The sequence below is a fragment of the Pectobacterium parvum genome (assembly GCF_020971565.1).
Lineage (GTDB): Bacteria > Pseudomonadota > Gammaproteobacteria > Enterobacterales > Enterobacteriaceae > Pectobacterium > Pectobacterium polare.
Genome location: NZ_CP087392.1, coordinates 815,682 through 841,589, shown reverse-complemented (window position 1 = coordinate 841,589; position 25,908 = coordinate 815,682). Strand labels below are relative to the sequence as shown.

The window sequence follows — 25,908 nt, the reverse complement described above, 5'->3', positions numbered from 1 at the left end:
GCCTGATATTTCATTTGCTCCTGCGTATCAGGATTTTACGCTTTTCAGCAAGGTGTGCTTACAGATGTGCCCAAATGTGACGTGAGTGCTGTTCTTCCCTCCCACACCGACATCATCCTGAGCAGCAACAGCAATCTTCCATCCTCCAACATCATAGGTTGTTCTCCATGTATTGATATAACCCAGGCTGTAGTCTTGGAATTGCGTGGTGTAATCAGCCTGACAAGCATCCAACTTCACCGTCCCTGAAGCATCTCCATTTGAATTAGTTGTTATGCTATGACGATTACTTTCATCAAACACCAATTCACCATTGCTTTCTCGCTGGTCGAGGTAAAGATCGGCTTTAATATTGGGAATACCCACTCCCGTTGAATCTGTCATACGAACACGCCAGGTAACATCGCGATAGGCTTGCGTGGTCATAAAACCATAAGCTGTCGGTGCTGCATTTGGGATACGCAGAACGGTACTTTCTCCTTCAACGGAAGAAGTAAACCCAGCAATTTTTGAGCCTAAAGCCAATATATAAAGCTGAGAGACCGTCGGCAATTTCGATGGGTTAGGCAACACTCTCACCAAGATTTTTTCATTTGGCTGAGAGGGTATAATAGTAATCTCCTGTCCTGTATTACTGGTGACCCAAGAATTTCCGCCGTTAGTTGAGTATGCAAGTAACCAGTTGTTATTCGTTCCGCTCGTCACCCCATCAAGGCGCAGCAAAACCTGCTGACCATGTATTGCAGTAAAGGTGTAGTAATCCGCATCGGAATCACTATCAGAATTCCCGGCAATACGATTTAGTGAGTCCGACAAAGGATATGCCAGAGAAGGAATATCATTCAGTTCATAAGCATCTATATTCGGATTAACGATAGCACCAAAATTAAAAGCAGAACCATCTGCCGTATTGGCCTCCATAAACCAGTAATAGTGCCCCGGAGGCGTTAAATCCAACGTAGCTTCATCAGCATTCCCCGCTTGATTTGAATAATTAATTGCTGTCACATTATTCTGACCATCATCCCGCATCAAACTAAGAGCAATATCGGTTTCAGGACTCATGCCTACGACGAAAGCGGTTGTTTTAGAACGCTGAGTGATTTCAAAGTGATAACAGGCGCTGCCTCCACTTTGCAGCCCATCCAGCGTATAAATGGAATTTACGGCAAGGGTTGGACACAAAGGGGTAAATGCAGCGTTATTAGCAAGAGGTTGAGTGCTAGATAACGGTTTTTTTTGTGCGCTTTTTGCATCAGCCTGCGCAGTGGGAGCAATAACGACAACCCCCTCATTTTCCGCTTTGTGGAATTTATAATTACTTGCAGCATGCGCCTGTATACTGTTAGGGGCATCAAATACAGAAACCGTGCCTTTCTTTTGCAGTTTCCCAATATCCTTCACTTCGACAGAAACGCTGGTTTCAGCAATCGCTGAGCCCATGCAGAATGCCAATCCGGCAGCAGCAAGATATACATTTAAACGATGGAATTTCATCCCAATATTTCCTTATCTTTGAGTATTCTCAAATAGAACGCAGACTTATTATTTAATAATTAACAAATACTGAATGTTAAGCGGAAGTAGTATTACACCGACACGCCGGATAATCTCAATAAAATCTTACAACAATATTCAAAATGAAATTTTTTAAATGAGAGAATTGAAATTATAATTAATTCTATCATTTATAATTCATTCAATAATTATTCAATACTCGCGACTAAAATCCACCTCGCCACGCAGCGCGTCATCGGCATGGAAGCGAGCAAGATTCTCCAGGAATAATCCTCCCATCAGCCCCGGCACCATCGGTCCGGCAATATGTGCCGTCAACGTCAGGTTAGGCGTTTTCCAGTACGGATGGCTGTACGGTAGCGGCTCTTGCCTGAATACATCCAGCACCGCGCCCGCAATTTGCGCATCACATAGCGCCGCCCGTAAATCATCATCTACCACGGCGCTACCCCGCCCGACATTGATAAACAGCGCCGAAGGCTTCATAGCGGCAAACAAATTAGTATCGTAGATATCGGTGGTTGCTGAAGTGTCCGGTAGAAGGTTGATGACATAATCGGCCTTCGGTACAGCAGCAGCTAACTCCGCTAAGCTCATAATCCGTTTAAAATCAGGCCGCTGTCTTGGCGTACTGACGATACCGTATAGCTCAACGCCAAAAGGCCGTAGAAAGCCGGCGACCTCACAGCCGATCTCTCCCGCACCGACAATCAGCACGTTTTTATCCGCCAGCGATCCTGGCAAACGGTGATCCCAGCGCCGCTCTTCCTGACTGATTTGCCGTTCCCCCAAACGCAGTTCATGCCTGAGCATGTAGGCAATCACATATTCGGCTATCGGTTGGCCAAACACGCCAATGGCACGGCTTAAACGGTAATCACGCGGCAACTCATTGGCCAGCAGCGGTTTAAACCCTGCCCAGGTCGACTGTAGCCACTTGGGTTTGGCTCCCTGAGCCAGCAATGCGGCAGCGGTATCAGGTTCACCCAGCCAAATCGGGCAGCTTGCGGCCTGCTCTGCCGTACCGTTTGAGAGCAGCAGCTCAAGCTCCGGTGCAGCATGATTTAAGACAGAACCAATCTCATCGGCTCGCGAGTCCAGCAGCAGAATAGCGGTCATAAGCACGTTCCTTAGCAGAGTGAGGCACCTTCAGCCTCACCCCGATCGTTGTCGTCATTACGTTTAGGATTAGGCAGAAGCCTGAATGAGCGACGTCAGTAGCGCGCCGCGCTTCGCTTCCGATTTTTTCACCAGTGCAGCGAGCTTTTTGGTGTTGCCCCAGATGAGATATAAAATATGTTCGATCACGGCGGGTTCCCTCCGCCGCACTTCTTCGACCAGTTGTTCGAACAGCACGTCATCCTCTAACGCAGGCAACATATTCAACTTTAGGCTTTCTGTTGCATGGCTCAAGCAGGCAACCAGCGTCGCCACGTTCTGCGCCGTCACGCTATGCTTATCGAAAAACGCACGAATGAAGGCATCCTGTACCGATTGATGCTCATCATCCACGCTTTCCATATACGCTTTTACGAGAGGGAAATACCCCGCATCGGTCAAACCCAGCCCGAATACCGCATAGCTTCCCGGCATACAGCACTTTTCACCTTCAGAATCCGCGTACCATTCAAATGCTTCAATCGCAGTACGCGCATAATCCTCAAGAAGGGGATAGTTCGATTCATACTGCAACGCGTTAGCAAAAAAACGATGGGTATCTGATTTTGCCAACCCCTTGATGGGAAGATACTGTCGCACCGAAGATTTCAGGACGATCTTGTAGCTCTTTGGAAAACCGAGCGTCAGTAAGCGCGTAATAAAAAGTAGCGCCTGCTCATACGCTTTGGCGCTTTCCTGACGAATACGGACGGTGATGGTCGAGAACACATCATTCGCCACGCATTCCACCGATTCGTTCTTCAGGTTAATCTGCGCTTTCTCAAAAGCACCACTTCCCTCTTCCATGATGCTTAGCGCACGCGGATAGCCCAACTGCTTCGCGATATCCAGATATTCCAGCGCCTGAGACTTACTGTAGGAAGGCTCATAACGCAGAATCATGATGGCGGCATAGAGGACGAGCTCTATGGGGTGAAGCATTTGTGGATCCTGCAACGCCAGTGTGATCCCAGGCTTGAGGGTATAGATTTCCGGCTCAAAAGAATGCTCAGGCTGGGACACATCGCAATACCGCAACAGAAATTGCTGTTCTACCCACGTTTTTAATGCACCGATAATATTGCGCCGATGCTCCGACAACTCAGCATGCCCGGCGTTTCGCTGCTGAATTTGCTCAAATTGCGTCATGATCCGGTGGATATCCTGCGAGGGAAAGAGCTGTACATCAAGCAGGTGACGAGCCAGAAAGAACGTTTGCAGCGACTCCGTCGGCGCATTGCCATGCGTCAGGTGCCGATCGGTATAGGCGTAAATAGACTCAAGTAACCGCTGTTTTTTCACCTCATTGGTGAATGTAAACAGCGTAACCAGCAGGCGACCTTCCGTTGCCGGAAATACAGCCCGAAAACAAAACCGGTAGTCAATCAGCGCCGTATCTGCCAGTTTCTCAACACGCTGCGCGATAGCCTGAGCCAGCACAGGAACGATTCTTTCCTGTATCTGCGCGACGCTCAGTGCCTCTTTTCGACTACCGGGCGACAGCCCATCGGCATCCGGCTTCGCTTCAGAGGATATCGACGTTCGCCCCGGAGCATAATCCAGTATCAAATCGTCATGGATGCCAGCCTGCAATGTTGTTCGCGATAGAATCTCATCGAGCCCAGCCCTTTGCTCCTGCGTATCAAACCATTTGTTGATTGCCGTAAGCGATTCATCCCGCATCGGCAGGTCGTGTTGTGGTGATACCCCAGTTTCGTTTGAATGCCTATCCGTCATTTTTCTATTTTTCCTTATTATTTATCGCAGATGAAATGTTGTCCCAAAGCACGGTATTGATGAGATTTACCAACCGCCAAAAAGGTAGCAAGAAAGTACTACTTTTGGCCTTTCTGTAGCAGTGAGAGAAAACGAAAATAGCAGGAGAGTTAAACCAGAATAAATATTTATTCTAAACGGTCTTTTCGCAGATAAGGAAATAAAAATAGAATTAATACCAATTTATTCATATAGATATAGTTTATCCTAAGTTCCCCGCTAAATGTACCCCAATGACATTCCCACATAAAGTGCCCCCCTTCCTTGAGATATTCTCTCATCGGCTTCATAAGTTATATTAGGATTATCAGCATAGATAACCTTAATTGTCGCTTTGATTTGCCGTGAGTGGGCCATAGCTGTTCTTCTGTCTCGGGTACGCAGTGAAAATGAGGTCATCTTTTGACGGTTCTTAACCCTGAAATAGTAAATACCATTCCTCTGGTAAAGATAAACATTGGACGGATTCGTTACATTGCTTTGAATCATGCTTGTAAGCCCATAAAGGTTACACAGTAGGTTACAGTCAGCTACTGTAGACAGGCCTTACGCCACGTCCCTAATGAATTCAATAAGATAGGTACTGAAAGAAGGTCATGGAGCGAGTGAAGGGAATCGAACCCTCGTATGCAGCTTGGGAAGCTGCCGTTCTACCATTGAACTACACTCGCACACAGAAGCGATTGGCATTATAGCGCTATGCCGTTGCCGAGCAAGTAAAAAACTCGGCAAAGTGCTGATATTTTAGCCGGTTATGCAGCAGTGGAGAGCGGCAAAAACAGCGTCTCATAGCCGTTGGAAATGACGTGCCAGGCAAAGTAGGCAAATAACAGCGCGGAAATCAGGCTGCAATAGAATGAAATCCGTTCTTTCAGCAGGCGCTGGCCGTACTTCACCAGCGCGGCAAGGAAGAACGTCCACAGCACGCCGCCGACGAAAAAGCCCAGCAGAAACAGGCTAATCATGAAGGCTGAGCCATCCGTAGACTGTGCGATAATCGTGCCGCCAATCGCCGCAAACCATAGCAGCGCCGTCGGTGACGCCAGCGCCATGCCGACGCCGCTGAGAAATTCGGTATATCGGGCAGGTGGCGCAGTAACATCCGCCGCATTCGCTGTCGCAGATAGGTCGGCGAAGCGTTTAACCTGATAGTCACGCCATGCTGCACGCGCCATGCTGAACGTCATCCAGAGCAGAATCAGCCCGCCGCCAATCCATAGCACCCAGCGGACGGGCGTTAGGTTAAAGACCACCGCCAGCCCCAGCACCGACAGCGTGGCATAAAACAGATCGCCGAAACAGGAACCCAGCCCGATATAAAACGCCGAGCGCGCGCCGTGCCGCAGTCCACGGTTAATAATCGCGGTATTGACCATTCCCAGATCGAGACAGAGTGACAGGGATAGCAGCATCCCCGTGAAGACAACTAACAGCATGGTATTCCCTTCGAGCGTTAAGCAATAAGGCGAGTGTAGAGCCGAAGGGAAACGCTGTATTGTCAAAAATTGATACGACGGAACTGCCCCGGCGTCATAGCGTTATAACGGTTGAAAGCCTTCGTGAAATGCGCCTGATCGGCAAACCCGACATCGCCCGCAACCTGACTAATCGCGGTGCCCTGCCGCAGCAGTTCCCTCGCTTTACACATGCGTCGCTGCATCAGCCACGCCAGTGGTGGCAGCCCAACCGCCTGATTAAACGAGCGTACCAGATGTGCGACCGACAGATTCTCCTGCTGCGCGAGCTGGTCGAGCGTGGGGACATCACTGAGATCGTTCAGCAACCCATCTTTGATCCGCGTGATCCGCTCAGCTTCTTTGACCTGACCTTGAGACGGTACATGATGCTGGTTTTCCATCAACCCCGCGAGCAGCAGGATAATGCGCTCTTGACGCGTGCTATCGTCCAAGTCAGAGGTGACGAGCTGTTTTAACTCAGACGCCAATTGCGCCGACGGATTCCAGCCCCGTGAGAACCGAAAGGTTTGGTGGAAATAATGCTCGAATGCCTGTGGGTGAACGTACAGCGATGCGCACTGCCAGCGGTCAAATTCGTTGTCGCTGCCTTGTAGCTGATCAGGATTGTAGGTCGTCACCATATCGTTCGTGGCAACAAAGGTCTCTCCATCCAGCCAGACCGTTTCCAATCCGCTGAGATTGGCGCTGATAACGAACTCGTCGTGTGTATGCCGTGGAAAACTGCGGCCGTTGGTCAACAGCGCCAGCTCGAACCAGGCATCGCGGTACGTCATCATGAGGGTGTTCCGGCAGTGAATGAATGCCTGAAAATAGCATCTTCGCCCGTTGGGCGACAATCACAGAATGACGGCGAGAATGCGGAGGTAAAACGTGGTGATAATACTATCGAGGTGAGATCGAGATACACGGGGCTACCACGGTGCGAGGTGTCCCTACGGGAACCTCATCCCCGTGTTTCCTCTAAAATTTGGCATTGTCGATAATAAAAAACCGGTGCAGTTGCACCGGCTTCATGAAGTTTGACGACAGCGTCAGACTTATTTTTTACGCCCTGCGCCTTATTTCTGCGGACGCATCGCTGGGAACAGGATCACGTCGCGAATGGTGTGGCTGTTCGTGAACAACATCACCATACGGTCGATACCGATACCCAGACCCGCTGTTGGCGGCAGGCCGTGTTCCAGCGCGGTCACGTAGTCTTCGTCGTAGAACATCGCTTCGTCATCACCCGCGTCTTTAGCATTCACCTGCTGAGCAAAACGCTCTGCCTGGTCTTCGGCATCGTTCAGCTCGGAGAAGCCGTTACCGATTTCACGGCCGCCGATGAAGAATTCAAAGCGATCGGTGATTTCTGGGTTCTGATCGTTACGACGCGCCAGCGGCGACACTTCAGCCGGATATTCGGTGATGAAGGTTGGTTGGATCAGGCTGCTTTCTGCCGTTTCTTCGAAGATCTCAGTCACGATGCGGCCCAGACCCCAGCTTTTCTCAATCTTGATCCCAAGAGACTGAGCGATCGCGGTCGCTTTCTCCAGATCGTCCAGATCGGCAACGTTGGTTTCAGGGCGGTATTTGCAGATCGCTTCGCGCATCGTCAGCTTCTCGAACGGCTTACCGAAGTCGAATGTCTGGTCGCCGTATTGCACCGTCGTCGAGCCCAACACGTCCTGCGTCAGCGTGCGGAACAGGTTTTCTGTCAACACAATCAGGTCTTTATAATCGGCATACGCCATATAAAGTTCCATCATGGTGAATTCAGGGTTGTGACGCGGGGAAACACCTTCGTTACGGAAGTTACGGTTGATCTCGAACACACGCTCAAAACCACCCACAACCAGACGCTTCAGGTACAGTTCCGGCGCGATGCGCAGGTACATGTCGATGTCCAGCGCGTTATGGTGCGTGATGAACGGACGGGCAGATGCGCCGCCGGGGATCACCTGCATCATTGGCGTTTCAACTTCCATAAAGCCGTTATCCACCATGAAGCGGCGAATTGCAGCCATCACATTAGAACGGATGCGGAAGGTATTGCGTGATTCGTCGTTAGCAATCAGATCCAGATAACGCTGACGATAGCGGGTTTCCTGATCGGCCAGACCGTGGAATTTATCCGGCAGCGGACGCAGCGCTTTGGTCAGCAGACGCAGTTCGGTACAGTGGATGGACAGCTCGCCGGTCTTGGTTTTGAACAGCTTGCCGCGCGCGCCCAGAATATCGCCCAGATCCCATTTCTTGAACTGCTCGTTATAGATGCCTTCCGCCAGATCGTCGCGGGAAACATACAGCTGAATACGGCCACCGACGTCCTGCAAGGTCACGAAAGAGGCTTTGCCCATGATGCGACGGGTCATCATACGGCCCGCGACAGTCACTTCGATGCCCAATTCTTCCAGCTCTTCGTTCTCTTTGGCATCGAACTCAGCGTGCAGACGATCGGACGTGCTGTCACGGCGGAAATCATTCGGGAATGCGATCCCGGTTTCACGCAGCGCCACCAGCTTTTCACGACGCGCTTTTAATTCATTATTCAGATCTTGCGCCTGATCGGCACCCTGTGATTGTGATTCAGCCATGTGAATTCTTATAACCCCGCTTTTAAACTTGCTTCAATAAATTTGTCCAGATCGCCATCCAGTACCGCCTGAGTGTTACGTGTTTCCACGCCGGTACGTAAATCTTTGATGCGCGAATCATCCAGAACATAGGAACGAATCTGGCTGCCCCAGCCGATATCAGACTTGTTGTCTTCCATCATCTGTTTCTCAGCATTTTTCTTTTGCATCTCAAACTCATACAGCTTCGCTTTCAGCTGTTTCATCGCCTGATCTTTGTTTTTATGCTGGGAACGGTCATTCTGACACTGCGTGACAATGTTGGTCGGAATGTGGGTAATACGCACCGCGGATTCTGTCCGGTTAACGTGCTGACCACCCGCACCGGATGCGCGGTAAACGTCAATACGCAGGTCGGCTGGATTGATTTCGATATCAATATCGTCATCCACTTCCGGGTAGACAAACGCGGAGCTGAATGAGGTGTGACGGCGGCCGCCGGAATCGAACGGGCTCTTACGCACCAGACGGTGTACGCCCGTTTCAGTACGCAGCCAGCCAAACGCATAGTCACCGATGATCTTGATGGTGGCGGATTTCGTACCAGCCACGTCACCGTCTGACTCTTCAATAATTTCGGTTTTAAACCCTTTGGCTTCCGCCCAACGCAGGTACATACGCACCAGCATGCTGGCCCAGTCCTGCGCTTCCGTACCACCAGAACCCGCCTGAATATCCAGGTAGCAATCCGCACTGTCGTACTGGCCGGAGAACATGCGACGGAACTCGAGCTGGCCTAATTTATTTTCCAGCGCATCCAGTTCTACCGACGTTTCATTAAACGTCTCTTCGTCGTCTTCTTCCACCGCGAGCTCAAGCAGACCATTCACATCTTCCAGGCCCTGAGCCAGTTGATCGATGGTGTCGACGATAGCTTCCAGCGAGGAACGTTCTTTTCCCAATGCCTGAGCGCGTTCAGGCTCATTCCAGACATCAGGCTGTTCCAGCTCGGCGTTTACTTCTTCGAGGCGTTCTTTCTTGGCATCATAGTCAAAGATACCCCCTAAGAACGGCACTACGTTCAGACAGATCCTGAATGCGGTTTTTTACCGGATTAATTTCAAACATGATTTTTTATATTCTTACGTTAAGTCGTTGACAACGGAATGGTGTAACCCGCCATTCTAGCGGATAAAAGGCCTATTTTATAGACTTTCTGCCCGCCGTATTCCGTTCACGCTCTACCCTAGATAATTCGGGCTGCGTGACAAAACGTTATCGTTTTGAACAACGCTCTGCGTTGACCCTTTAGGGCAAGGCCCATTTATGGCCTTGTAACGCGGCAACCGCGCGAGTCCCCAGGAGCTTACTCAAGTAAGCGACTGGGGTGAGTAAGGGCAGCCAACGCACAAGCAGCTTGAAGTATGACGGGTATATCAGCGCGGCCACAGATGCTGGATCATCAATTGCACCGAGCGTTTACCGCGAAACTCGTTAATATCCAGTCGGTACACCATTTCCACTTCTTTAATACTTGGATCTGGCCAGATGGTGGTATCGATATTGAACGCAATACCGTCTAGCAGCGGCACCTGCCCGGTTGCGCCGATCGGTTCAAACATCGCTTTCAAATGGCGCTCTTTGAGTAGGCGGGGTTGCAGAATACGGAAGCAGCCATCGAACGTCGGTTCGGGGAACGCCTGTCCCCACGGCCCTGCATAGCGCAACATCTCTGCCGTTGAGAGCAGATCCAGTTCCGGCAACATCAATTCGCCATCAGACCAGACGACACCTTCAAGCTGAGACGGATCGAGCCATTCGCCAACCAGTTCGCCGAAGCGCTGACGAAAATCTTCAAACCGATCTTCATGCAGCGATAGCCCTGCCGCCATCGCGTGTCCGCCGAATTTCTGCATCATACCGGGATACAGCGTATCCAATCGCTCCAGCGCATCACGCAAATGCAGGCCGGAAATGGAACGTCCTGACCCTTTCAGCATACCGTCGCCAGCAGGTGCAAAGGCAATCACCGGACGATGAAAACGCTCTTTAATACGCGACGCCAAAATGCCGACAACGCCCTGATGCCACTCTGGGTGATACATCGCCAACCCGTAAGGCAACTCCGTACGAGTGCGCTCCAGCGATTCGCACAGGCGCAGCGCTTCGACCTGCATACCCTGTTCGATCTCCCGACGATCCTGATTCATTTCATTCAGTTCGTTGGCAAGGATACGGGCTTGTACAATGTCATCGCTGAGTAGCAAGTCGACACCGATCTTCATGTCGTGTAATCGCCCAGCAGCATTCAGCCGTGGGCCTAACGCAAAGCCTAAATCGCTGGCGACTAGCTGGCTGGCATCGCGGTTCGCCACTTCCAACAGCGCCCGAATGCCCGGACGACACTCACCCGCACGAATGCGATTCAGCCCCTGAGCGACCAAAATGCGGTTATTGGCATCCAGCGGCACCACGTCAGCCACCGTGCCCAGCGCGACCAGATCCAGTAGTTCGGTGAGATTCGGCTTCGCAAGCCCCTGCTGCGTAAACCAGTCGCTGTCACGCAGGCGCACGAACAGTGCCATCATCAGGTAAAACGCGACGCCTACGCCAGCCAGTGCCTTGGAGGGAAACTGGCAGTCAGGCAAATTGGGGTTAATCATCGCATCGGCATCAGGCAAAATTTCGCCCGGCAGGTGGTGATCGGTCACCAGCACCGCGATACCGCGCCGATGCGCATCTTCGACACCCGCGTGAGAAGAGATCCCGTTATCCACGGTCACAATCACTTCAGCACCCAGCGCGGCAGCCTGCGCCACCACTTCTGGGCTTAGCCCGTAGCCGTTTTCAAAACGGTTCGGCACCAGATATTTCACGTTCACGCCGCCCATACTGCGCAGCGCTAATACGGTGAGCGCCGTGCTGGTGGCACCATCTGCATCAAAGTCACCAACGATGACGATACAGCGCTTCTCGGCCAGCGTGTGTTGCAGCAGGTCAATCGCTTTATCAATGCCGCTGAGCAAACGATAATTCAGCAAACCACTCAGGCTACGTTCCAGCTCCTGCGCACCTTTCACACCGCGCTGCGCATAAAGGCGACGCAGCAAAGGCGGAACGGTGTCAGGTAAATCAATATCCTCCGCCAGCGGGCGCCGACGGAGTTGGGTAATCATATCCACGTAGTATTAACCGCCGGTTTTCTTCGAAGCTTTGTGTGCTTCCAACATCGCCAGCATCTCTTTCGGCCCTTGATATCCCGGCACGACCATACCGTCTTGCAGCACGATGGCAGGGGTGCCCTGCACGCCAAACTGTATGCCCAGTTGGTAATGCGCGGCGATATCGGTTTTACACGTTGCTGCCGAGATTGCGTCGCCCTTCATCGCGCTATCAAATGCTTTATTGCGATCGGCCACGCACCAGATGGATTGCATGTCTTTCGCTGCCGGCGATTTCATACCTTGACGCGGGAAAGCCAAATAGCGCACGGTAATGCCCAGCGCATTGTAGTCTTTCATCTGTTCATGCAGTTTGTGGCAATAGCCGCAGGTGATGTCGGTGAACACGGTGATAACGTGTTTTTCCTGCGCGGCTTTATACACAATCATCTGTTCCTGTAGCGCATCCAGCTTGCCGATCAGGATCTTATTGGTGGTGTTAACTGGCATGGTGCCGCTCACGTCATAAAGCGGGCCTTGCAGCAAATGCTTGCCGTCTTCGCTGATGTACAGCACACCGCTATCGGTAATGACGGTTTTCATGCCCGCCATCGGCGAAGGCAGGATTTCCGCCCCCTGCATGTCCAGACGCGTTAACGTCTGCTTGATCGCAGCATCATCGGCGTGCGCAAAATTGGTCGCCGTCGCCACCAGCAAAGAAAGCAGTAATAACCCTTTTTTCATTTCATCAATCCTGTTTGTCGCAACATGGTTCGTAGCAAAATAGCCTTGTACCAATGCGCTGTGATAGTGAACGGGGTGTCCCGTCAGCCAGATAACGTCCTGTTACTCTGATAGTGACTCGATTAGTTATGTTATCCCTAGGCGCGCGGATGGTGCTGCTGATGCAGCTGTTTCAGCCGCTCCGTCGCGACATGGGTGTAAATCTGCGTCGTGGAAAGATCGCTATGCCCCAAGAGCATCTGTACGACCCGTAAATCCGCGCCGTGGTTCAATAAATGGGTCGCAAACGCGTGGCGCAAGACGTGCGGCGAGAGCTTTTCGCTGTCGATGGACGCCAGTACCGCATAATGCTTGATGCGGTGCCAGAACGTCTGACGCGTCATTTGCCGTGCGCGATTGCTGGGAAACAGCACATCCAGCGTCTGCCCATTTAGCATCCACGGGCGACCATGTTCCAGATAATACTCGATCCAGTACACTGCTTCTTCACCCAGCGGCACCAGCCGTTCTTTATTGCCTTTCCCCAGCACGCGTACCACGCCCTGCCGCAGGCTGACATCGCTCATCGTCAAACTGACCAGCTCAGAAACACGCAGCCCTGTCGCATACAATACCTCAAGCATGGCCTTATCGCGTAATTCCAGCGGTTGTTCAATGCTTGGGGCGTTGAGCAACGTATCCACCTGCGCCTCACTCAAATCTTTGGGTAGGCGCTGTGGCAGTTTTGGCGATGACAGCACCGCACTCGGATCGTCGCTGCGCAGCTTTTCCCGGTAAAGGTACTGAAAGAAGCGGCGCATCGCACTCAGCAAACGAGCCGAGCTGGTTGCCTTGTAGCCCCCCTCAACTCTGTCAGCGAGAAACGCCTGAAGATCGAGCGACTGCGCCTGCAACAAATCGTTGTCATGATGTGCAAGCCACTCCGCGAGCGTTCGCAGATCCAACCGATAAGAGGCCAGCGTATTCTCTGCCAGATTTCTTTCCAGCCACAACGCATCGAGAAACTGTTCGATAAGCGCCTGATCGTGTTCTTGCATCGCTGTGTCCCTCTTCACTGATTGGCAATATTATGCCGATGAAGCGGCGACTTTACACCTTCATCGAGTCCGCATTCTCTCGCAAACAGAATTGTGCGCGATCTCACATATTCCGCGAACACCAACATCGCCATAACATTCTCCGGCAAAAACAAGGCCGCGGCACATTATATTTTATGTATAGTCAATATATCGGAACAGGCTCCTTGAAGCCGCGTGCCGACTGGTATTGACCTTACTTAATCAACGTTGAAAAGCCGATTTTTCTGTGCGTAGAATGGCCGTTCGTGTTGTTAAAATAAAGAAACATTATGCAAGCCACCACCACCACTCTCGATGCCGAAGCGGAAGCACCACCCGTAAACTCACGCAATAAAGTGATTGTTGCGTCATTAATTGGCACCGCCATCGAATTTTTCGATTTTTATATCTACGCCACCGCCGCGGTGCTGATTTTCCCGCACATTTTCTTCCCACAGGGCGATCCGACTGCCGCTACGCTACAGTCGCTGGCAACCTTTGCAATTGCCTTTATTGCTCGCCCGATTGGCTCGGCAGTCTTCGGTCACTTTGGCGACCGCGTCGGACGTAAAGTCACTCTGGTCGCTTCTCTGCTGACCATGGGGGTTTCAACCGTTCTGATTGGGCTGTTACCGACCTACGAAACCATCGGTATTTTTGCCCCGATTCTGCTGGCACTGGCGCGCTTCGGCCAAGGGCTGGGTCTGGGCGGTGAATGGGGCGGCGCGGCGCTGCTGGCGACCGAAAATGCCCCGTCCCATAAACGTGCGCTGTATGGGTCGTTCCCCCAGCTTGGCGCACCGATTGGATTCTTCTTCGCTAACGGTACCTTCCTGCTGTTGTCCTGGCTGCTGACGGAAGAGCAGTTCATGACCTGGGGTTGGCGCGTGCCGTTCGTCGCGTCCGCCGCGCTGGTGCTAGTTGGCCTGTATGTTCGTATTTCTCTGCACGAAGCTCCGGTCTTTACCAAAGCGGTCAAAGCCGGCAAGCAGGTGCGTATGCCGCTAGGCACACTGCTCAGCAAGCATATGAAAGTCACGATCCTCGGCACCTTCATCATGTTGGCGACCTACACGTTGTTCTACATCATGACCGTTTATTCCATGACGTACGGTACGACGCCAGAGCCTAAAGGGCTTGGCTTCTCGCGTAACAGTTTCCTGCTGATGCTGATGATTGCGGTGATCGGTTTTGGTCTGATGGTGCCGGTAGCCGGCTATCTGGCGGATGCTTTTGGCCGCCGTAAGACCATGATTACCATCACCTGCCTTATGATCGTCTTCGCCATGCTGTTCCCTTACATGCTTGGTTCAGGTAATCAGGCGCTGGTGATGGGCTTCCTGGTGCTGGGTCTGAGCATCATGGGACTGACGTTCGGCCCGATGGGTGCGCTGCTGCCGGAGCTGTTCCCGACGGAAGTGCGCTACACCGGCGCGTCATTCTCCTATAACGTTTCGTCGATTCTGGGTGCATCGGTCGCACCGTATATCGCGGCGTGGCTGACGGCTAACTATGGCCTGTTCTACGTCGGCGTTTATCTGGCGGCCATGGCGTCGCTGACGCTGATTGCACTGCTTCTCACCAAAGAAACGCGTCACCAGTCTCTGGGATAATTTCCCTTCAGTGGGGGCTACGGCCCTCACTGCTTCTTTCCTTTTCACGATGTCACCAAACCGTCCATCCCCACACAAATCATAACTCCACGTTATTATCACTTTGATACATTTTCGCATTTACCACGCTAATCAAGTGAGGTATACCAACAGGCCTGTCGGTGTAACAAATCCGTTCGATACAACAAATCAGTTCGATACAACAGCCAAATTGGGATGCAAAAATGTTTTCAAAACATTATGAAGTTGAGGACAGTCATATCGACTTTCAGGGCGTCGTAGACGGCCTCTACTACCCGTTTTATATGGAGTGGACGCGCCATGCCTTTATGAAAGAGGCGCTGGGCATTGATATTGAAGAAGAGTTCAAGCAGGGAAAGATTTATATGGTGCTTGAGTACACTCTGCGCTTTCGTAAAAGCCTGCAAAAAGGCGATCAATTAGAAGTGACCTGCCAGTTGGAAAAGAACGAAAAACGCAATCGTGTCAATTTCGTTCAGCAAATCAAGGTTGGCGGCGTCCCTTACGCAGAAGCCACGTTTGTCGCTACTTGCCTGACCAATGGTCGCCCATCCATGCCGGAAGCGGTAGTGAATGCGTTAGCGCTTTAAGCGTTCGTGTTGCCATGAGTTCTCTTCGTTAGCACACTCAACATATACGCGGGTGTGCTAATGCAGAGATCCTGAATATTGTAATGCGATACGCCCTTCCGACCCTGTAAATCATCCCCTCAATACGGTTCTTTCCCCCTCCATTTAAGCCAATAGCTCTGCACTGCGTGTTTCACCAGCGATTGTAAAAGACCTCAATATCATCGAATATGGCACCCATTGCCTGTTTTCTGCTGCAAATGAACGATGGGCTTGCAGTGACATCGCCGCGCAGAGACTGAATCAACGCATTGATTGTAGAAAATAATTAAATCATGGACTTATGGATAGTATGAAAATTGGTCTGTTTTACGGCTCAAGCACCTGTTACACCGAAATGGCGGCGGAAAAAATTCGCGACATTCTGGGCGAAGAACTGGTGGATCTGCACAACGTTAAGGATGTCGATCCTCAACGCATGGAAGATTACAGTACGCTGATTCTCGGCATCCCTACCTGGGATTTCGGTGAGATTCAGGAAGACTGGGAGAACATTTGGGGTCAACTGGCGACGCTAAACCTCAAAGGCAAAGTCGTCGCGCTCTACGGTCTGGGCGACCAGCTTGGCTATAGCGAATGGTTCCTTGATGCGCTGGGCATGCTGCATGACCAACTGTTGCCGCTGGGTGTCACATTCATTGGGTACTGGCCGATAGAGGGCTACGAATTCACCAGCCCAAAACCGCTGACCGCCGACGGCAAACACTTTGTCGGGCTGGCGCTGGACGAAGTGAACCAATACGATCTCAGCGATGAACGGCTGGAACAGTGGTGCGAACAGATCCTGCAAGAAATGGCATCACTGCTGTAAACCGTACGACTCAACAGAGGTAAGCACGATGAAAATGTTACTCATTGCGGTCGCAGGATTGTTGCTTGCTGGTTGTGCTCAAACAGGCACGCAAGAATACGCCAGAAATCTGGGCGGGAAATGCGATGTGCCGCAGCATTACGCTATCGATTTCTCAAGGTTTGATGAGACAGCGCAGCAAATCGCGCACGCAACAGGCTGTGGCATCATCACCGAGACCACGCTGACTGGCGCGATTAAACCGCATCCCGTCAAAGGCTATCTGACCCGACGGGAAGCGGTGTTTATGGCTATTCAGGGAACGTCGTTGAAGGTGACTCAACAGGAACCGGATACGATTACCGTCGAGTAACACGTTCACGGATACCGTTGTGGCCGGTATCCGCGAATATTGATATTTGTAGACGTTGAAGTGGCTTAGCGCTTTTGTAACCAGCGGGTACGCGCAGCGGTATCAAGAAAACTCCACGCGACGAAGCGGCTTTGCTTCTGGCCTTGCGCCATATCTATCGTTCTGATCTTCTCCACGTCAACCGCTTCCAGCGCGCGATAAATCTCCGGCAGGTTCTCTTTGCGTGACACCAGCGACGTAAACCACAGGCACTGACGGGCGAAACCGGTGCTCTCTTTGATCATCTGACCAATGAAAGCGGACTCGCCACCTTCACACCACAGCTCATCTTGCTGCCCGCCAAAATTCAGCGGTGAGCGCTTATCCAGTCCCAGATTATGCAGTTTGCGCTGCGATCCCTGACGGGCATCCTCAGCGGAAGCATGGAACGGTGGATTACACATGACGGCATCAAACGTATCGTTCTTGTGAATGATACCTGCCAGTATTGCTTTGCTGTTCTTCTGACGACGCAGGCGAATCGACCGATTCAAGCCGGGGTTCGCCTCAATGGTCTCATTGGCCGCTTTCATCGCCAGCGGATTGATCTCGCTGCCGGTAAAACGCCAGCCGTATTCGCGATGCCCAATCAGCGGGTAGACACAGTTCGCACCGCAGCCGACATCCAACACGGACGCATCACGCGGCACAACTGAACGGTTATCTTCCGCCAGCAAGTCAGCCAGATGGTGGATATAGTCGGCGCGGCCAGGAATTGGCGGACACAGAAAGCCGTCTGGAATCGTCCAGTGCGCAATCTGATAAAAATGCTGTAACAACGCCTGATTCAGCGTTTTCACCGCCTCGGGGTTGGCAAAGTCCACGGATTCATCACCGTAGGCATTCACCTTTACAAACGGAATCAGTGCAGGATAGCTCTCTTTGAGCGCGGGAAAATCATAACGGTCGCGATGGCGATTACGAGGATGCAGACCATTTTTTTGCACTGCGGGCTTAGTCATCAGTTATATCCAATCAATTTCAAAGCACGGCCAAACGATGACCGAATAAAAATATTTCCAACGCGCTGCTATCTTGCCCAGTGTTTCTGCTGCAAAAGAAGCTGACGCAAGTGACGCCACTCTTCATCACCCATGCTGTCCGATGCCAGCCACAGCTGTTGCTTGTCTTTACCGTTAACCGCTCGCAATGACAGCAATACGCCATTCTTCAGCAGCCACGGTCGTTTAACGATCTGCCATTCCTGCTGCCGCCAGTTCAGGGTCGTTTCGCTAAGCAGAACGATTTCCCCCTGTCGGGATTTGATATTCTTTTGGCTACGGATAAAACCGAACATCACCATCGTGACCAGGCATAGCCATAGCCATGCATAGCCGTCCGGCCACGGTGCCAGCAGAATGAGCAATACTAATAGGCCATGCACAACCAATGACAGCAGTTGCATGCGCCAGGAAACACGAAGGTCACATTGCCACTGGGCCACGATCTTTATTTCGCGTCTGAATAAGGGAAATAATGCGTTTCAGCTCTCCGTCCTCCGGTTCACCGTGGTTCATCAGCCAGTTGAATAAATCGGGATCGTCGCTTTGTAACAAGCGGACAAACGTGCGCTTATCCGTGTCATTAAGTGTGTCATAGTCATGCTCAAAAAACGGCATGATCGCGATATCCAGTTCGCGCATACCACGGCGACATGCCCAATGAATGCGTGATTTATTATCGATTTCCATATTTCATGTCCACCTTGTTATCGCTGCTTGCCGCTAGTGTACTCCGATTCCGGTAGCGGGCATCAACTAATAGTAACATTTTGACATAGTTTACCGACGGGCACCGCGCCAAGTGCGCTCACCTGTCTCAGGATGTGCTATGCAATAACGCTGCGTGAATAACCACTTGCAAACCCTGAGCGCTCTTTTACCATTAGGCCATTCGGGTATCGCCCTTAGCGCAGGATTGTACTATATGGTTAACCAACATACGGCTTATCAACTTCCTTTTGCATCACAGCTCCCATTTGCTTCCGCCCAACTGGCCGCCACGCTCATCTCACTGGATGACTGGGCACTGGTCACACTCGTCGGGCCGGATACCGTCAAATATCTTCAGGGACAGGTCACCGCAGATGTCGGCGCACTGCCTGACGATGGGCACACGCTTTGCGCCCACTGCGACGCAAAAGGGAAAATGTGGAGCAACCTGCGTCTGTTCCATCACGGCGAAGGCTTTGCGTTTATTGAGCGTCGCAATCTACGCGACGCCCAGCTTAGCGAACTGAAAAAATACGCCGTTTTCTCGAAAACGACCATCGCACCGGACGACAACACCATCCTGCTGGGCGCGGCGGGTGCGGGCATCCGCGAACTGCTGGCCTCTGTATTTAGCCAGCTTCCAGACGCTGAACACCCTGTCGTGCAGCACGAAGGGGCTACCTTACTGCATTTCACCCATCCTGCAGAACGTTTCTTGCTGGTGCTGTCTCCTGAGCAAAATACATCGCTGCTTGAAAAGCTCGGCGATAAAGTCAGCCTGAATGACAGCCGCCAATGGCTGGCGCTGGATATTGAAGCAGGTCAGCCCATCATTGACAGCGCAAACAGTGCGCAGTTCATCCCGCAAGCGACTAATCTACAGGCATTAAATGGGATTAGTTTCAGCAAAGGGTGCTATACCGGTCAGGAAATGGTCGCTCGGGCGAAATATCGCGGAGCCAACAAGCGTGCGCTTTACTGGCTGGCGGGTAAGGCGAATAAGGTACCGCAAGCGGGGGACGATCTCGAATTGCAGCTTGGAGAGAACTGGCGTCGTACCGGTACGGTGTTGGCAGCCAGCCAATTGCAGAACGGTGATGTGTGGGTACAGGCAGTGTTGAATAACGATCTCACCGCAGAGAACGTTTTGCGCGTCCGTGAAGATGCCGAAAGCCAGCTCACGGTTCAGCCCCTGCCGTATGAAATAACGGATTAATCCGACGAGTTAAGCCACATCATGAAGGTGGCAAATCTCTTCTCAGAACGATAACAGTGATAATGGGATAGAAGAGTAAAGCGTCCGCGACAGGGATGTCGCGGCTCGAGCGTACAGGGAGGTATTCACCGCGTCTTTACGATCTCCCCATTATCACTGCATGCCGTACACCGCCAGCAGGCACGCGAAGATTAGATATAAAGATAAATCGCCAGAAAATGGCAGACGCTGCCGCCTAAAACAAACCCGTGCCAAATCGCGTGATTATAGGGAATCCGCTTACTGGCATAGAAAATCACGCCCAGCGTATACACTACGCCGCCCACCGCCAGTAACGTCACGCTTCCTGCCGACAGCTTCATCACCATCTGGTAAATCACCACCAGCGACAGCCAACCCATCACCAGATAAGTAATCAACGACAGCACTTCAAAACGATGAGCAAACGCCAGTTTGAAGATCACGCCCAGCAGCGCCATTCCCCAGATGACAACCATCAGACCATGCGCCAACGGTGAATCCAGCCCTACCAGCAAAAACGGCGTATAGGTTCCAGCAATCAAGATGTAGATAGCGCAATGGTCGAATTTTTTCAGCCACGGCTTAATACGCTGAGACGGAATCGCGTGATACAACGTCGATGCCAGAAACAGCAGGATAATGCTGCCGCCATAGAGGCTGTAGCTGGTAATTGCCACGCTGCCAGCGTCATTGTTGACCGCCTGCACCAGCAATAAAATCAGCCCCACAATCCCGAAAATCACACCGATTCCATGGCTTATGCTGTTCGCAATTTCCTCTGCCAGAGAGTAATCCGGCATTTGTGCATTTTTTGACATCAATCGATTCCGCAGTATTCGGCAATAATCCACGCTCTTGTGCAAAACGAAGCAAGCGCAGGTGTTTAACCTTTGAGCAGATTAACTGAGAATAGTTTCAGTGTACACGTGTAAGCTAAAATATTTACTCTCGCTTTACCTTCGGCCTTCTCTCTTACTTAACGTGCAATCATGCGTGTCAATCTCAGGCAACATCCCCTACAATGATCGGCGTTGATATCTCCCTGTTTTTTGAAGGGCTCTGCCGTTTTTACCGGTTATTCGCGTTAACGGTCATCCGGTTCTCACGCTCACAGCGCCTTCCTGTAGTTTTCACTACATATCGTTTTGGTTTTCACTACGTCTCGTTTCACTGCATGATTTTTACTGCATCGTTTTCACTGCAAGAGGTAAGTTTTTCATGTCATCTACCCCGTCTACTCTGAATTTCGGTTCCATGACCGATGTTTTCGGCTTTCTGATAGAAATCGATAAATTAAAAAGCGTACAGCGCCGTACCAAGATTATCGGCAGCGAACGTCACGAAGATTCTGCCGAACACAGCTGGCATTTTGCCGTCGCCGCGATGGCATTAGCGCCTTATGCCGGTGAAGGTGTGGATATCCAGCGCGTGATCCAAATGGCACTGATTCACGATATCGTCGAAATCGATGCAGGCGATGTGATCGTTTACGATCTTTCCGCTCGTCTGGCGATTCACGATCAGGAAGTGGCTGCCGCTGCCCGTATTTTCGGCCTGCTGCCTGAACCACAGCGCCAGCAATTCCACGATCTGTGGGAAGAATACGAAGCGAATGAAACTCCCAGCGCCCAGTTCGCTCTGGTGCTCGATCGCGTCATGCCGATGCTGATGAACCTGTACAACGGCGGCCAAAGCTGGGTAGAAAATGGCATCCGTCTGGAACAAGTTCTCGACCGCGCCGAGTTCATCGCCACGATCAATCCGGAACTGTGGCAATACCTCCAGCAACATCTGGAAGACGCCAAAGCCAAGGGCTGGTTGCTATAATTCGGTTTTCCCGCTAGACGCCCCGTCGCTGGGCATTCACGTCAGGAGAGGGTGATGTCTTTAAAAACAATCGCAAATAACCTGGGTTTGTCCGTGGCGGCGGTGAGTCGTGCGCTGAACGGCCATCGGGATATCTCCGACGCCACGCGCCAGCGGATTCAGGAAGAAGCAGAACGCATTGGCTATCGCCCTAATACTCACGCGCGCCGCCTGAAAATGGGCAAGAGCGACGCGGTTGGGCTGGTCTATCCCTACGCCTCTTCTCTGAGTAACGATATCTTTTTTGAGATGATTGGCGCGATCAGCCGCAAGCTGGCGCAGCATGAAGTCGATTTTCTCCTGCTGGCAGACGAGCAAGACGCCTGTCAGGGTGCCGCCCGGTTGATCGCCAGCCGCCGTATCGATGCGCTGATCGTGGCGCATACGTGCGAACAGGATGCGCGACTGACCTTACTGCAACGTAACAACGTCCCGTTTCTGGCGCTGGGGCGCAGCCAGCTCCCCCATCCTTACGCCTGGTTCGATTTTGACAACCGCGCAGGCATGGCGCTGGCGACCGAGCATCTGCTTGAACTCGGCCATCGCCGTATCGCCATGTTAAGCGAAGATCACCCGCAGGCATTTATCATGCAGCGTCGTCAGGGCTATCGCGATACCCTGCAACGCCACGGCCTGCCGTTTCACGACGCCTATCTGCGCTGTGTGAACCCCACGCGCCGCGCGGGCTATCAGGCCATGCTCGATTTTCTGGCGCTGCCTGAACCGCCCACCGCGATTGTGATGGACGGCAACGTTCACGGCGATGGCGCCGTTGCCGCATTACAGCAGGCCGGCCGGCTTTCCGGTTCACACCCCATCGCATTAGTGATGTATGACGGCTTGCCACAGGACAGCCTGACCGACCTCAACGTGACCGCCATCGAGCAGGCGACACGCGAGCAAGTTGGCGAACAGATTGCCAGCATGATGCAGGCGCTGATCGCGGGCGAAGCCGTAGAAAACTTGCAGGTGTTATGGCAACCAACGTTGCGCATGGGTAACACCAGCTTTCCCGCCTAATCTATTCCGTTATCTGCCACATTTCATAAAGCCATCGGTTGGTTTGCTACGTCAGCCGTCAGCGAGATGATCTTCACTTCTTCATTGCAACCTTTTTCCATTTCCTAACGATTATTTTAACAACATCACATTTCTTAAACGTTTAAGTTGATGACTTAAACGTTTAAGTTTTCACTGAGATCCACTCTTCGTAATTTGATCGTCGTAATTGGAGCATTCCTCATGATGCGTGATATTGTTCAATTAACCAGCGCGCAGTGCGATGTCATCTTACGCTGCGCCCCAGCGGCAGAAATTCTCTACTGGGGGCCACGGCTGCGCGGTTTTTCGCCAGAAGATATCGTTTCTCTGCAACGCCCCGTCGCTAACGGTCGCCTGGATGTGGATCTTCCTCTAACGCTGGCGATGGAATACGGGCGTGGTCAGTTCGGTTCGCCGGGTATTGAGGGGCACCGTTCAGGCTATGACGCCGCGCCGATCTTCACGACGACGCGAGCTGATGTTCAGGACAATACGCTCACCATCACGGCGGAAGATACACAGGCCGGGCTTCGCCTGATCAGCGAACTGCGTCTGGATCCGCAGACCGACGTCCTACAACTACGTCATACGCTAGAGAATCTGCGTACGGACGCTTGGCAAGTACAGCGCCTCGCCGTCACGCTGCCCGTCCCGGAACGAGCGAGCGACGTCATGGCATTCCACGGCCGCTGGCTGCGTGAGTTTCAGGCCCATCGTCTCACGTTGCAGCACGGCGGTTTTATTCAGGAAAGCCGTCGGGGAAGAAGCTCCCACGAATATTTTCCTGCCTTTATCCTCGGCGAGTCCGCGTTCAGCGAACAGCGTGGATCGGTATGGGGCGTGCATTTAGGCTGGAGCGGCAACCACCGCTTGCGTGCCGATATCAAAACGGATGGCCGTCGCGTCATTCAAGCGGAAGCTCTGTATCTGCCGGGAGAAATCACGCTGGCACAGTCGGAATCCCTCACGACGCCGTGGGTCTATGCCGCCTTTTCCGATTCTGGTTTAAACGGCATGAGCCAGCGCTATCACACCTTCCTGCGCCAGTCCCTGATCCAATTCAGCGGCGATAAACCACGCCCGGTACACCTCAATACGTGGGAAGGGATCTATTTCGATCACGACCCTGAGTACATCATGCAGATGGCGAGCAAAGCCGCAGACGTCGGCGTAGAGCGCTTCATTATCGATGACGGCTGGTTCCGTGGGCGTCACCACGACCAAGCCGCGCTCGGCGACTGGTATCTGGACGAGGAAAAATACCCTAACGGGCTGATGCCGGTAATTGAGCACGTCAAAGCCTTGGGGATGGAGTTCGGCATTTGGGTCGAGCCGGAGATGATCAACCCCGATTCCGACCTGTTCCGCGCCCATCCTGACTGGGTGCTGCAATTGCCCGGCTACGCACAGCCAACAGGCCGCTACCAGTACGTGCTGAATTTAAACCAGCCCGAGGCCTTCGCTTATCTGCTGGAGCGGCTGAGCTGGCTGCTGGGTGAGCACCCGGTCGATTATGTGAAGTGGGATATGAACCGCGAACTGGTGCAACCCGGCCATGAAGGGCGTCTGGCCGCCGATGCGCAAACCCGACAGTTCTATCGTCTGCTCGATACCCTGCGCCAGCGTTTTCCCCATGTTGAATTTGAATCCTGCGCCTCCGGCGGCGGCCGCATCGACTACGGCGTGCTGGAGCGAACCCAGCGCTTCTGGGTATCGGATAACAACGACGCGCTGGAGCGCCAGACCATCCAGCGCGGCATGAGCTACTTCTTTCCACCAGAAGTCATGGGACAACACATCGGGCACGCTCGCTGCCACGCCACGTATCGGCGTCACACCATCGCCTTTCGCGGCCTGACGGCTCTGTTCGGCCATATGGGTATCGAGCTGGATCCCGTGAAGGCTGACGACGACGAGCTGGAAGGCTACCGCCACTACATTCAGTTGCACAAAACGCTGCGCCCGCTGCTGCACAGCGGCACCACCTGGCGGGTCGAGATGCCGGACGATACGGTGCAGGTCACCGGCGTGGTAAGCCGCAATCAGCAGCACGCCGTTTTCCAGGTAGCTCAGCTACGTATGCCGGATTATTCGCTGGCGGGGACGCTCCGCATCCCCGGCCTGCTCCCCGACGCACGTTATGAGGTCACACTACTGGACGGCCCGGAAATCAAAACGGTGCGTGAAGGCGGCGGTACCATGCGTGAGCTCCCGCCTTGGTTACGTCAGCCGATCGTGGTTTCCGGCGATTGGCTGATGCAGGCCGGCCTTGCCCTACCCGTCCTGACGCCGGAAACCGCCATTCTGGTCGCGCTTTCCGCGGTGCCGGACACCACCAGAAGTTAGTCTTTTTCCAAGTACAACGGGTATGAATTCTTAGGCTTCATATTAAAGGTAATGTCGAGCGGTGTACAGGGTAGATCGTAAAGACACGTGCAAGCAGGTTTGTTTGCGATCTGTGTCACTCAGAATCGTTTTTTCAACTACTTACACGATGAACTTCACGCACCAGACTCAGTAACACCGCTCAAGTAGTATCGTGATCTTGGCTTGCGCCAGTATTTATAGCGGCTACAATGAACCCGAACACCTTGCACAGAATGGCAACAGAAAACCACGTCCAGAGCGACCGTATTTAAAATTATTTGGGTAACATAGACATGGCTTTCGGGGGGGATAACCCGAGCCGTCATCAGAGTTCGACAGGCTCGAATGTAAGCTTATAATATTCAGGGGTAAACCCAGTATTAACCTTTTTAAGGCTTTCATCATCTTTTGAAATGGGTATTTGACGATCAGATTTTAGCCCCTGAAAAAAGGTACCATGTTTATTCATTACTTTTTCCATTGGAGAGCGTTGATGTTGAACAGTTAGCGTATAATTCCCCCGAAATAAATTTATTCCAGTCTGAGAATTTGAAATTTCACTTACTTGGGATAAAATCCCTCTCATATCAACTTTGCTATTAAGTAGTAAATTTCCACATGAATTTACGCATTGTCTTCTTATTGAATTAATGACCCAATCATATCTCCATAATTTTTAAATTAAGTGTATTAACAATGATATTACATCTAAATGAAAAAGGTAAAGAAAATCTGGTTAAGCTATCAGATGACGGCGCCCCCCCCCAACTGC

The 25,908-nt window shown here is 52.1% G+C and carries 22 protein-coding genes, 1 tRNA gene and 1 pseudogene; 8 read left to right on the top strand and 16 right to left on the bottom strand.

What is annotated here, in order from left to right; translation table 11 throughout:
• Positions 1-27: 27 nt before the first annotated feature.
• From LOZ86_RS03810 to xerD, 12 genes and pseudogenes are all read right to left on the bottom strand, one after another.
• The gene (locus tag LOZ86_RS03810; RefSeq protein WP_039487316.1) at positions 28-1,497 is read right to left on the bottom strand and encodes a hypothetical protein; all 1,470 of its coding nucleotides are present in this window, start codon (positions 1,495-1,497) and stop codon (positions 28-30) included.
• Positions 1,498-1,710: 213 nt separating this feature from the next.
• Positions 1,711-2,637, bottom strand: a complete 927-nt coding sequence (locus tag LOZ86_RS03805; protein WP_111778532.1) for a D-2-hydroxyacid dehydrogenase — start codon at positions 2,635-2,637, stop codon at positions 1,711-1,713.
• A gap of 69 nt (positions 2,638-2,706) precedes the next feature.
• Entirely contained in the window at positions 2,707-4,413 is a 1,707-nt protein-coding gene (locus LOZ86_RS03800) for a DUF6138 family protein (RefSeq protein WP_039487312.1), read from the bottom strand.
• Between the two features lie 324 nt (positions 4,414-4,737).
• Positions 4,738-4,941, bottom strand: a pseudogene (locus LOZ86_RS03795) (integrase); the annotation flags it as partial.
• 108 nt (positions 4,942-5,049) lie between these two features.
• Positions 5,050-5,123: transfer RNA gene (locus LOZ86_RS03790), tRNA-Gly, on the bottom strand.
• 81 nt (positions 5,124-5,204) lie between these two features.
• Positions 5,205-5,888, bottom strand: a complete 684-nt coding sequence (locus tag LOZ86_RS03785; RefSeq protein WP_039487305.1) for a LysE family translocator — start codon at positions 5,886-5,888, stop codon at positions 5,205-5,207.
• 62 nt (positions 5,889-5,950) lie between these two features.
• Complete coding sequence (locus LOZ86_RS03780; RefSeq protein ID WP_039487302.1) at positions 5,951-6,706, bottom strand: AraC family transcriptional regulator; 756 nt, start codon at positions 6,704-6,706, stop codon at positions 5,951-5,953.
• A gap of 282 nt (positions 6,707-6,988) precedes the next feature.
• The gene (lysS, locus tag LOZ86_RS03775) at positions 6,989-8,506 is read right to left on the bottom strand and encodes a lysine--tRNA ligase (RefSeq protein WP_039487301.1); all 1,518 of its coding nucleotides are present in this window, start codon (positions 8,504-8,506) and stop codon (positions 6,989-6,991) included.
• 8 nt (positions 8,507-8,514) lie between these two features.
• A protein-coding gene (gene prfB, locus LOZ86_RS03770; RefSeq protein ID WP_099606242.1) for a peptide chain release factor 2 occupies positions 8,515-9,613 on the bottom strand; the annotation gives its coding sequence in 2 pieces (ribosomal slippage) (positions 8,515-9,537 and positions 9,539-9,613; 1,098 coding nt in all).
• 308 nt (positions 9,614-9,921) lie between these two features.
• Positions 9,922-11,667, bottom strand: coding sequence for a single-stranded-DNA-specific exonuclease RecJ (gene recJ / locus LOZ86_RS03765; RefSeq protein WP_181892624.1), 1,746 nt, complete (start codon positions 11,665-11,667; stop codon positions 9,922-9,924).
• A 6-nt stretch (positions 11,668-11,673) separates the two neighbouring features.
• The gene (gene dsbC / locus LOZ86_RS03760) at positions 11,674-12,390 is read right to left on the bottom strand and encodes a bifunctional protein-disulfide isomerase/oxidoreductase DsbC (protein ID WP_010279866.1); all 717 of its coding nucleotides are present in this window, start codon (positions 12,388-12,390) and stop codon (positions 11,674-11,676) included.
• A 137-nt stretch (positions 12,391-12,527) separates the two neighbouring features.
• The gene (gene xerD / locus LOZ86_RS03755) at positions 12,528-13,427 is read right to left on the bottom strand and encodes a site-specific tyrosine recombinase XerD (RefSeq protein WP_039487298.1); all 900 of its coding nucleotides are present in this window, start codon (positions 13,425-13,427) and stop codon (positions 12,528-12,530) included.
• A gap of 311 nt (positions 13,428-13,738) precedes the next feature.
• Between xerD and LOZ86_RS03750 the strand changes: the two genes are divergently transcribed.
• The 4 genes from LOZ86_RS03750 to LOZ86_RS03735 all read left to right on the top strand — a co-directional run bounded on the left by LOZ86_RS03750 (position 13,739) and on the right by LOZ86_RS03735 (position 16,874).
• Positions 13,739-15,061 carry an MFS transporter gene (locus tag LOZ86_RS03750; RefSeq protein ID WP_039487297.1) on the top strand — a complete coding sequence of 441 codons (1,323 nt, stop codon included), beginning with the start codon at positions 13,739-13,741 and terminating at the stop codon, positions 15,059-15,061.
• 224 nt (positions 15,062-15,285) lie between these two features.
• Positions 15,286-15,672, top strand: coding sequence for an acyl-CoA thioesterase (locus tag LOZ86_RS03745; RefSeq protein ID WP_039282122.1), 387 nt, complete (start codon positions 15,286-15,288; stop codon positions 15,670-15,672).
• A 331-nt stretch (positions 15,673-16,003) separates the two neighbouring features.
• Entirely contained in the window at positions 16,004-16,522 is a 519-nt protein-coding gene (gene fldB / locus LOZ86_RS03740) for a flavodoxin FldB (protein ID WP_230243148.1), read from the top strand.
• Positions 16,523-16,550: 28 nt separating this feature from the next.
• Positions 16,551-16,874 (top strand): hypothetical protein, encoded by a 324-nt coding sequence (locus tag LOZ86_RS03735; RefSeq protein WP_039487292.1) that lies wholly within the window; start codon positions 16,551-16,553, stop codon positions 16,872-16,874.
• 65 nt (positions 16,875-16,939) lie between these two features.
• On the opposite strand, the gene rlmF is transcribed toward LOZ86_RS03735, so the two are convergent.
• From rlmF to sdhE, 3 genes are all read right to left on the bottom strand, one after another.
• Entirely contained in the window at positions 16,940-17,875 is a 936-nt protein-coding gene (gene rlmF, locus LOZ86_RS03730; RefSeq protein ID WP_039487289.1) for a 23S rRNA (adenine(1618)-N(6))-methyltransferase RlmF, read from the bottom strand.
• A 68-nt stretch (positions 17,876-17,943) separates the two neighbouring features.
• Positions 17,944-18,357, bottom strand: coding sequence for a protein YgfX (locus tag LOZ86_RS03725; RefSeq protein ID WP_039487287.1), 414 nt, complete (start codon positions 18,355-18,357; stop codon positions 17,944-17,946).
• On the bottom strand, positions 18,338-18,604 hold the full coding sequence (sdhE, locus tag LOZ86_RS03720) for an FAD assembly factor SdhE (protein ID WP_039487284.1): 267 nt from the start codon (positions 18,602-18,604) through the stop codon (positions 18,338-18,340). Before sdhE ends, LOZ86_RS03725 begins: the two co-directional genes overlap by 20 nt.
• Positions 18,605-18,839: 235 nt before the next feature.
• Here sdhE and ygfZ point away from each other — a divergent pair, with 235 nt between their 5' ends.
• A complete protein-coding gene (gene ygfZ / locus LOZ86_RS03715; protein ID WP_039487282.1) occupies positions 18,840-19,841 on the top strand; it encodes a tRNA-modifying protein YgfZ in 1,002 nt (333 codons plus the stop codon).
• Positions 19,842-20,032: 191 nt separating this feature from the next.
• Here ygfZ and trhA read toward each other — a convergent pair whose 3' ends face one another.
• Positions 20,033-20,680, bottom strand: coding sequence for a PAQR family membrane homeostasis protein TrhA (gene trhA, locus LOZ86_RS03710; RefSeq protein WP_039487281.1), 648 nt, complete (start codon positions 20,678-20,680; stop codon positions 20,033-20,035).
• A gap of 400 nt (positions 20,681-21,080) precedes the next feature.
• Between trhA and LOZ86_RS03705 the strand changes: the two genes are divergently transcribed.
• From LOZ86_RS03705 to LOZ86_RS03695, 3 genes are all read left to right on the top strand, one after another.
• Positions 21,081-21,689: an HD domain-containing protein gene (locus LOZ86_RS03705; protein WP_039487279.1), complete on the top strand. Its 609-nt coding sequence runs from the start codon at positions 21,081-21,083 to the stop codon at positions 21,687-21,689.
• A 54-nt stretch (positions 21,690-21,743) separates the two neighbouring features.
• On the top strand, positions 21,744-22,748 hold the full coding sequence (locus tag LOZ86_RS03700; RefSeq protein ID WP_039487278.1) for a LacI family DNA-binding transcriptional regulator: 1,005 nt from the start codon (positions 21,744-21,746) through the stop codon (positions 22,746-22,748).
• Between the two features lie 222 nt (positions 22,749-22,970).
• On the top strand, positions 22,971-25,115 hold the full coding sequence (locus LOZ86_RS03695; protein WP_111778535.1) for an alpha-galactosidase: 2,145 nt from the start codon (positions 22,971-22,973) through the stop codon (positions 25,113-25,115).
• Positions 25,116-25,908: the final 793 nt, after the last annotated feature.

What these genes read in the sequence shown, in the direction of transcription:
- rlmF (WP_039487289.1), bottom strand. Translation starts at nt 17,875, where the DNA reads ATGACTAAGCCCGCAGTGCAAAAAAATGGTCTGCATCCTCGTAATCGC.
- LOZ86_RS03785 (WP_039487305.1), bottom strand. Translation starts at nt 5,888, where the DNA reads ATGCTGTTAGTTGTCTTCACGGGGATGCTGCTATCCCTGTCACTCTGT.
- LOZ86_RS03705 (WP_039487279.1), top strand. Translation starts at nt 21,081, where the DNA reads ATGTCATCTACCCCGTCTACTCTGAATTTCGGTTCCATGACCGATGTT.
- LOZ86_RS03695 (WP_111778535.1), top strand. Translation starts at nt 22,971, where the DNA reads ATGATGCGTGATATTGTTCAATTAACCAGCGCGCAGTGCGATGTCATC.
- trhA (WP_039487281.1), bottom strand. Translation starts at nt 20,680, where the DNA reads ATGTCAAAAAATGCACAAATGCCGGATTACTCTCTGGCAGAGGAAATT.
- ygfZ (WP_039487282.1), top strand. Translation starts at nt 18,840, where the DNA reads ATGGTTAACCAACATACGGCTTATCAACTTCCTTTTGCATCACAGCTC.
- LOZ86_RS03805 (WP_111778532.1), bottom strand. Translation starts at nt 2,637, where the DNA reads ATGACCGCTATTCTGCTGCTGGACTCGCGAGCCGATGAGATTGGTTCT.
- sdhE (WP_039487284.1), bottom strand. Translation starts at nt 18,604, where the DNA reads ATGGAAATCGATAATAAATCACGCATTCATTGGGCATGTCGCCGTGGT.
- lysS (WP_039487301.1), bottom strand. Translation starts at nt 8,506, where the DNA reads ATGGCTGAATCACAATCACAGGGTGCCGATCAGGCGCAAGATCTGAAT.
- LOZ86_RS03810 (WP_039487316.1), bottom strand. Translation starts at nt 1,497, where the DNA reads ATGAAATTCCATCGTTTAAATGTATATCTTGCTGCTGCCGGATTGGCA.
- LOZ86_RS03800 (WP_039487312.1), bottom strand. Translation starts at nt 4,413, where the DNA reads ATGACGGATAGGCATTCAAACGAAACTGGGGTATCACCACAACACGAC.
- LOZ86_RS03780 (WP_039487302.1), bottom strand. Translation starts at nt 6,706, where the DNA reads ATGATGACGTACCGCGATGCCTGGTTCGAGCTGGCGCTGTTGACCAAC.
- xerD (WP_039487298.1), bottom strand. Translation starts at nt 13,427, where the DNA reads ATGCAAGAACACGATCAGGCGCTTATCGAACAGTTTCTCGATGCGTTG.
- LOZ86_RS03735 (WP_039487292.1), top strand. Translation starts at nt 16,551, where the DNA reads ATGAAAATGTTACTCATTGCGGTCGCAGGATTGTTGCTTGCTGGTTGT.
- LOZ86_RS03700 (WP_039487278.1), top strand. Translation starts at nt 21,744, where the DNA reads ATGTCTTTAAAAACAATCGCAAATAACCTGGGTTTGTCCGTGGCGGCG.
- dsbC (WP_010279866.1), bottom strand. Translation starts at nt 12,390, where the DNA reads ATGAAAAAAGGGTTATTACTGCTTTCTTTGCTGGTGGCGACGGCGACC.
- LOZ86_RS03750 (WP_039487297.1), top strand. Translation starts at nt 13,739, where the DNA reads ATGCAAGCCACCACCACCACTCTCGATGCCGAAGCGGAAGCACCACCC.
- LOZ86_RS03745 (WP_039282122.1), top strand. Translation starts at nt 15,286, where the DNA reads ATGTTTTCAAAACATTATGAAGTTGAGGACAGTCATATCGACTTTCAG.
- fldB (WP_230243148.1), top strand. Translation starts at nt 16,004, where the DNA reads ATGAAAATTGGTCTGTTTTACGGCTCAAGCACCTGTTACACCGAAATG.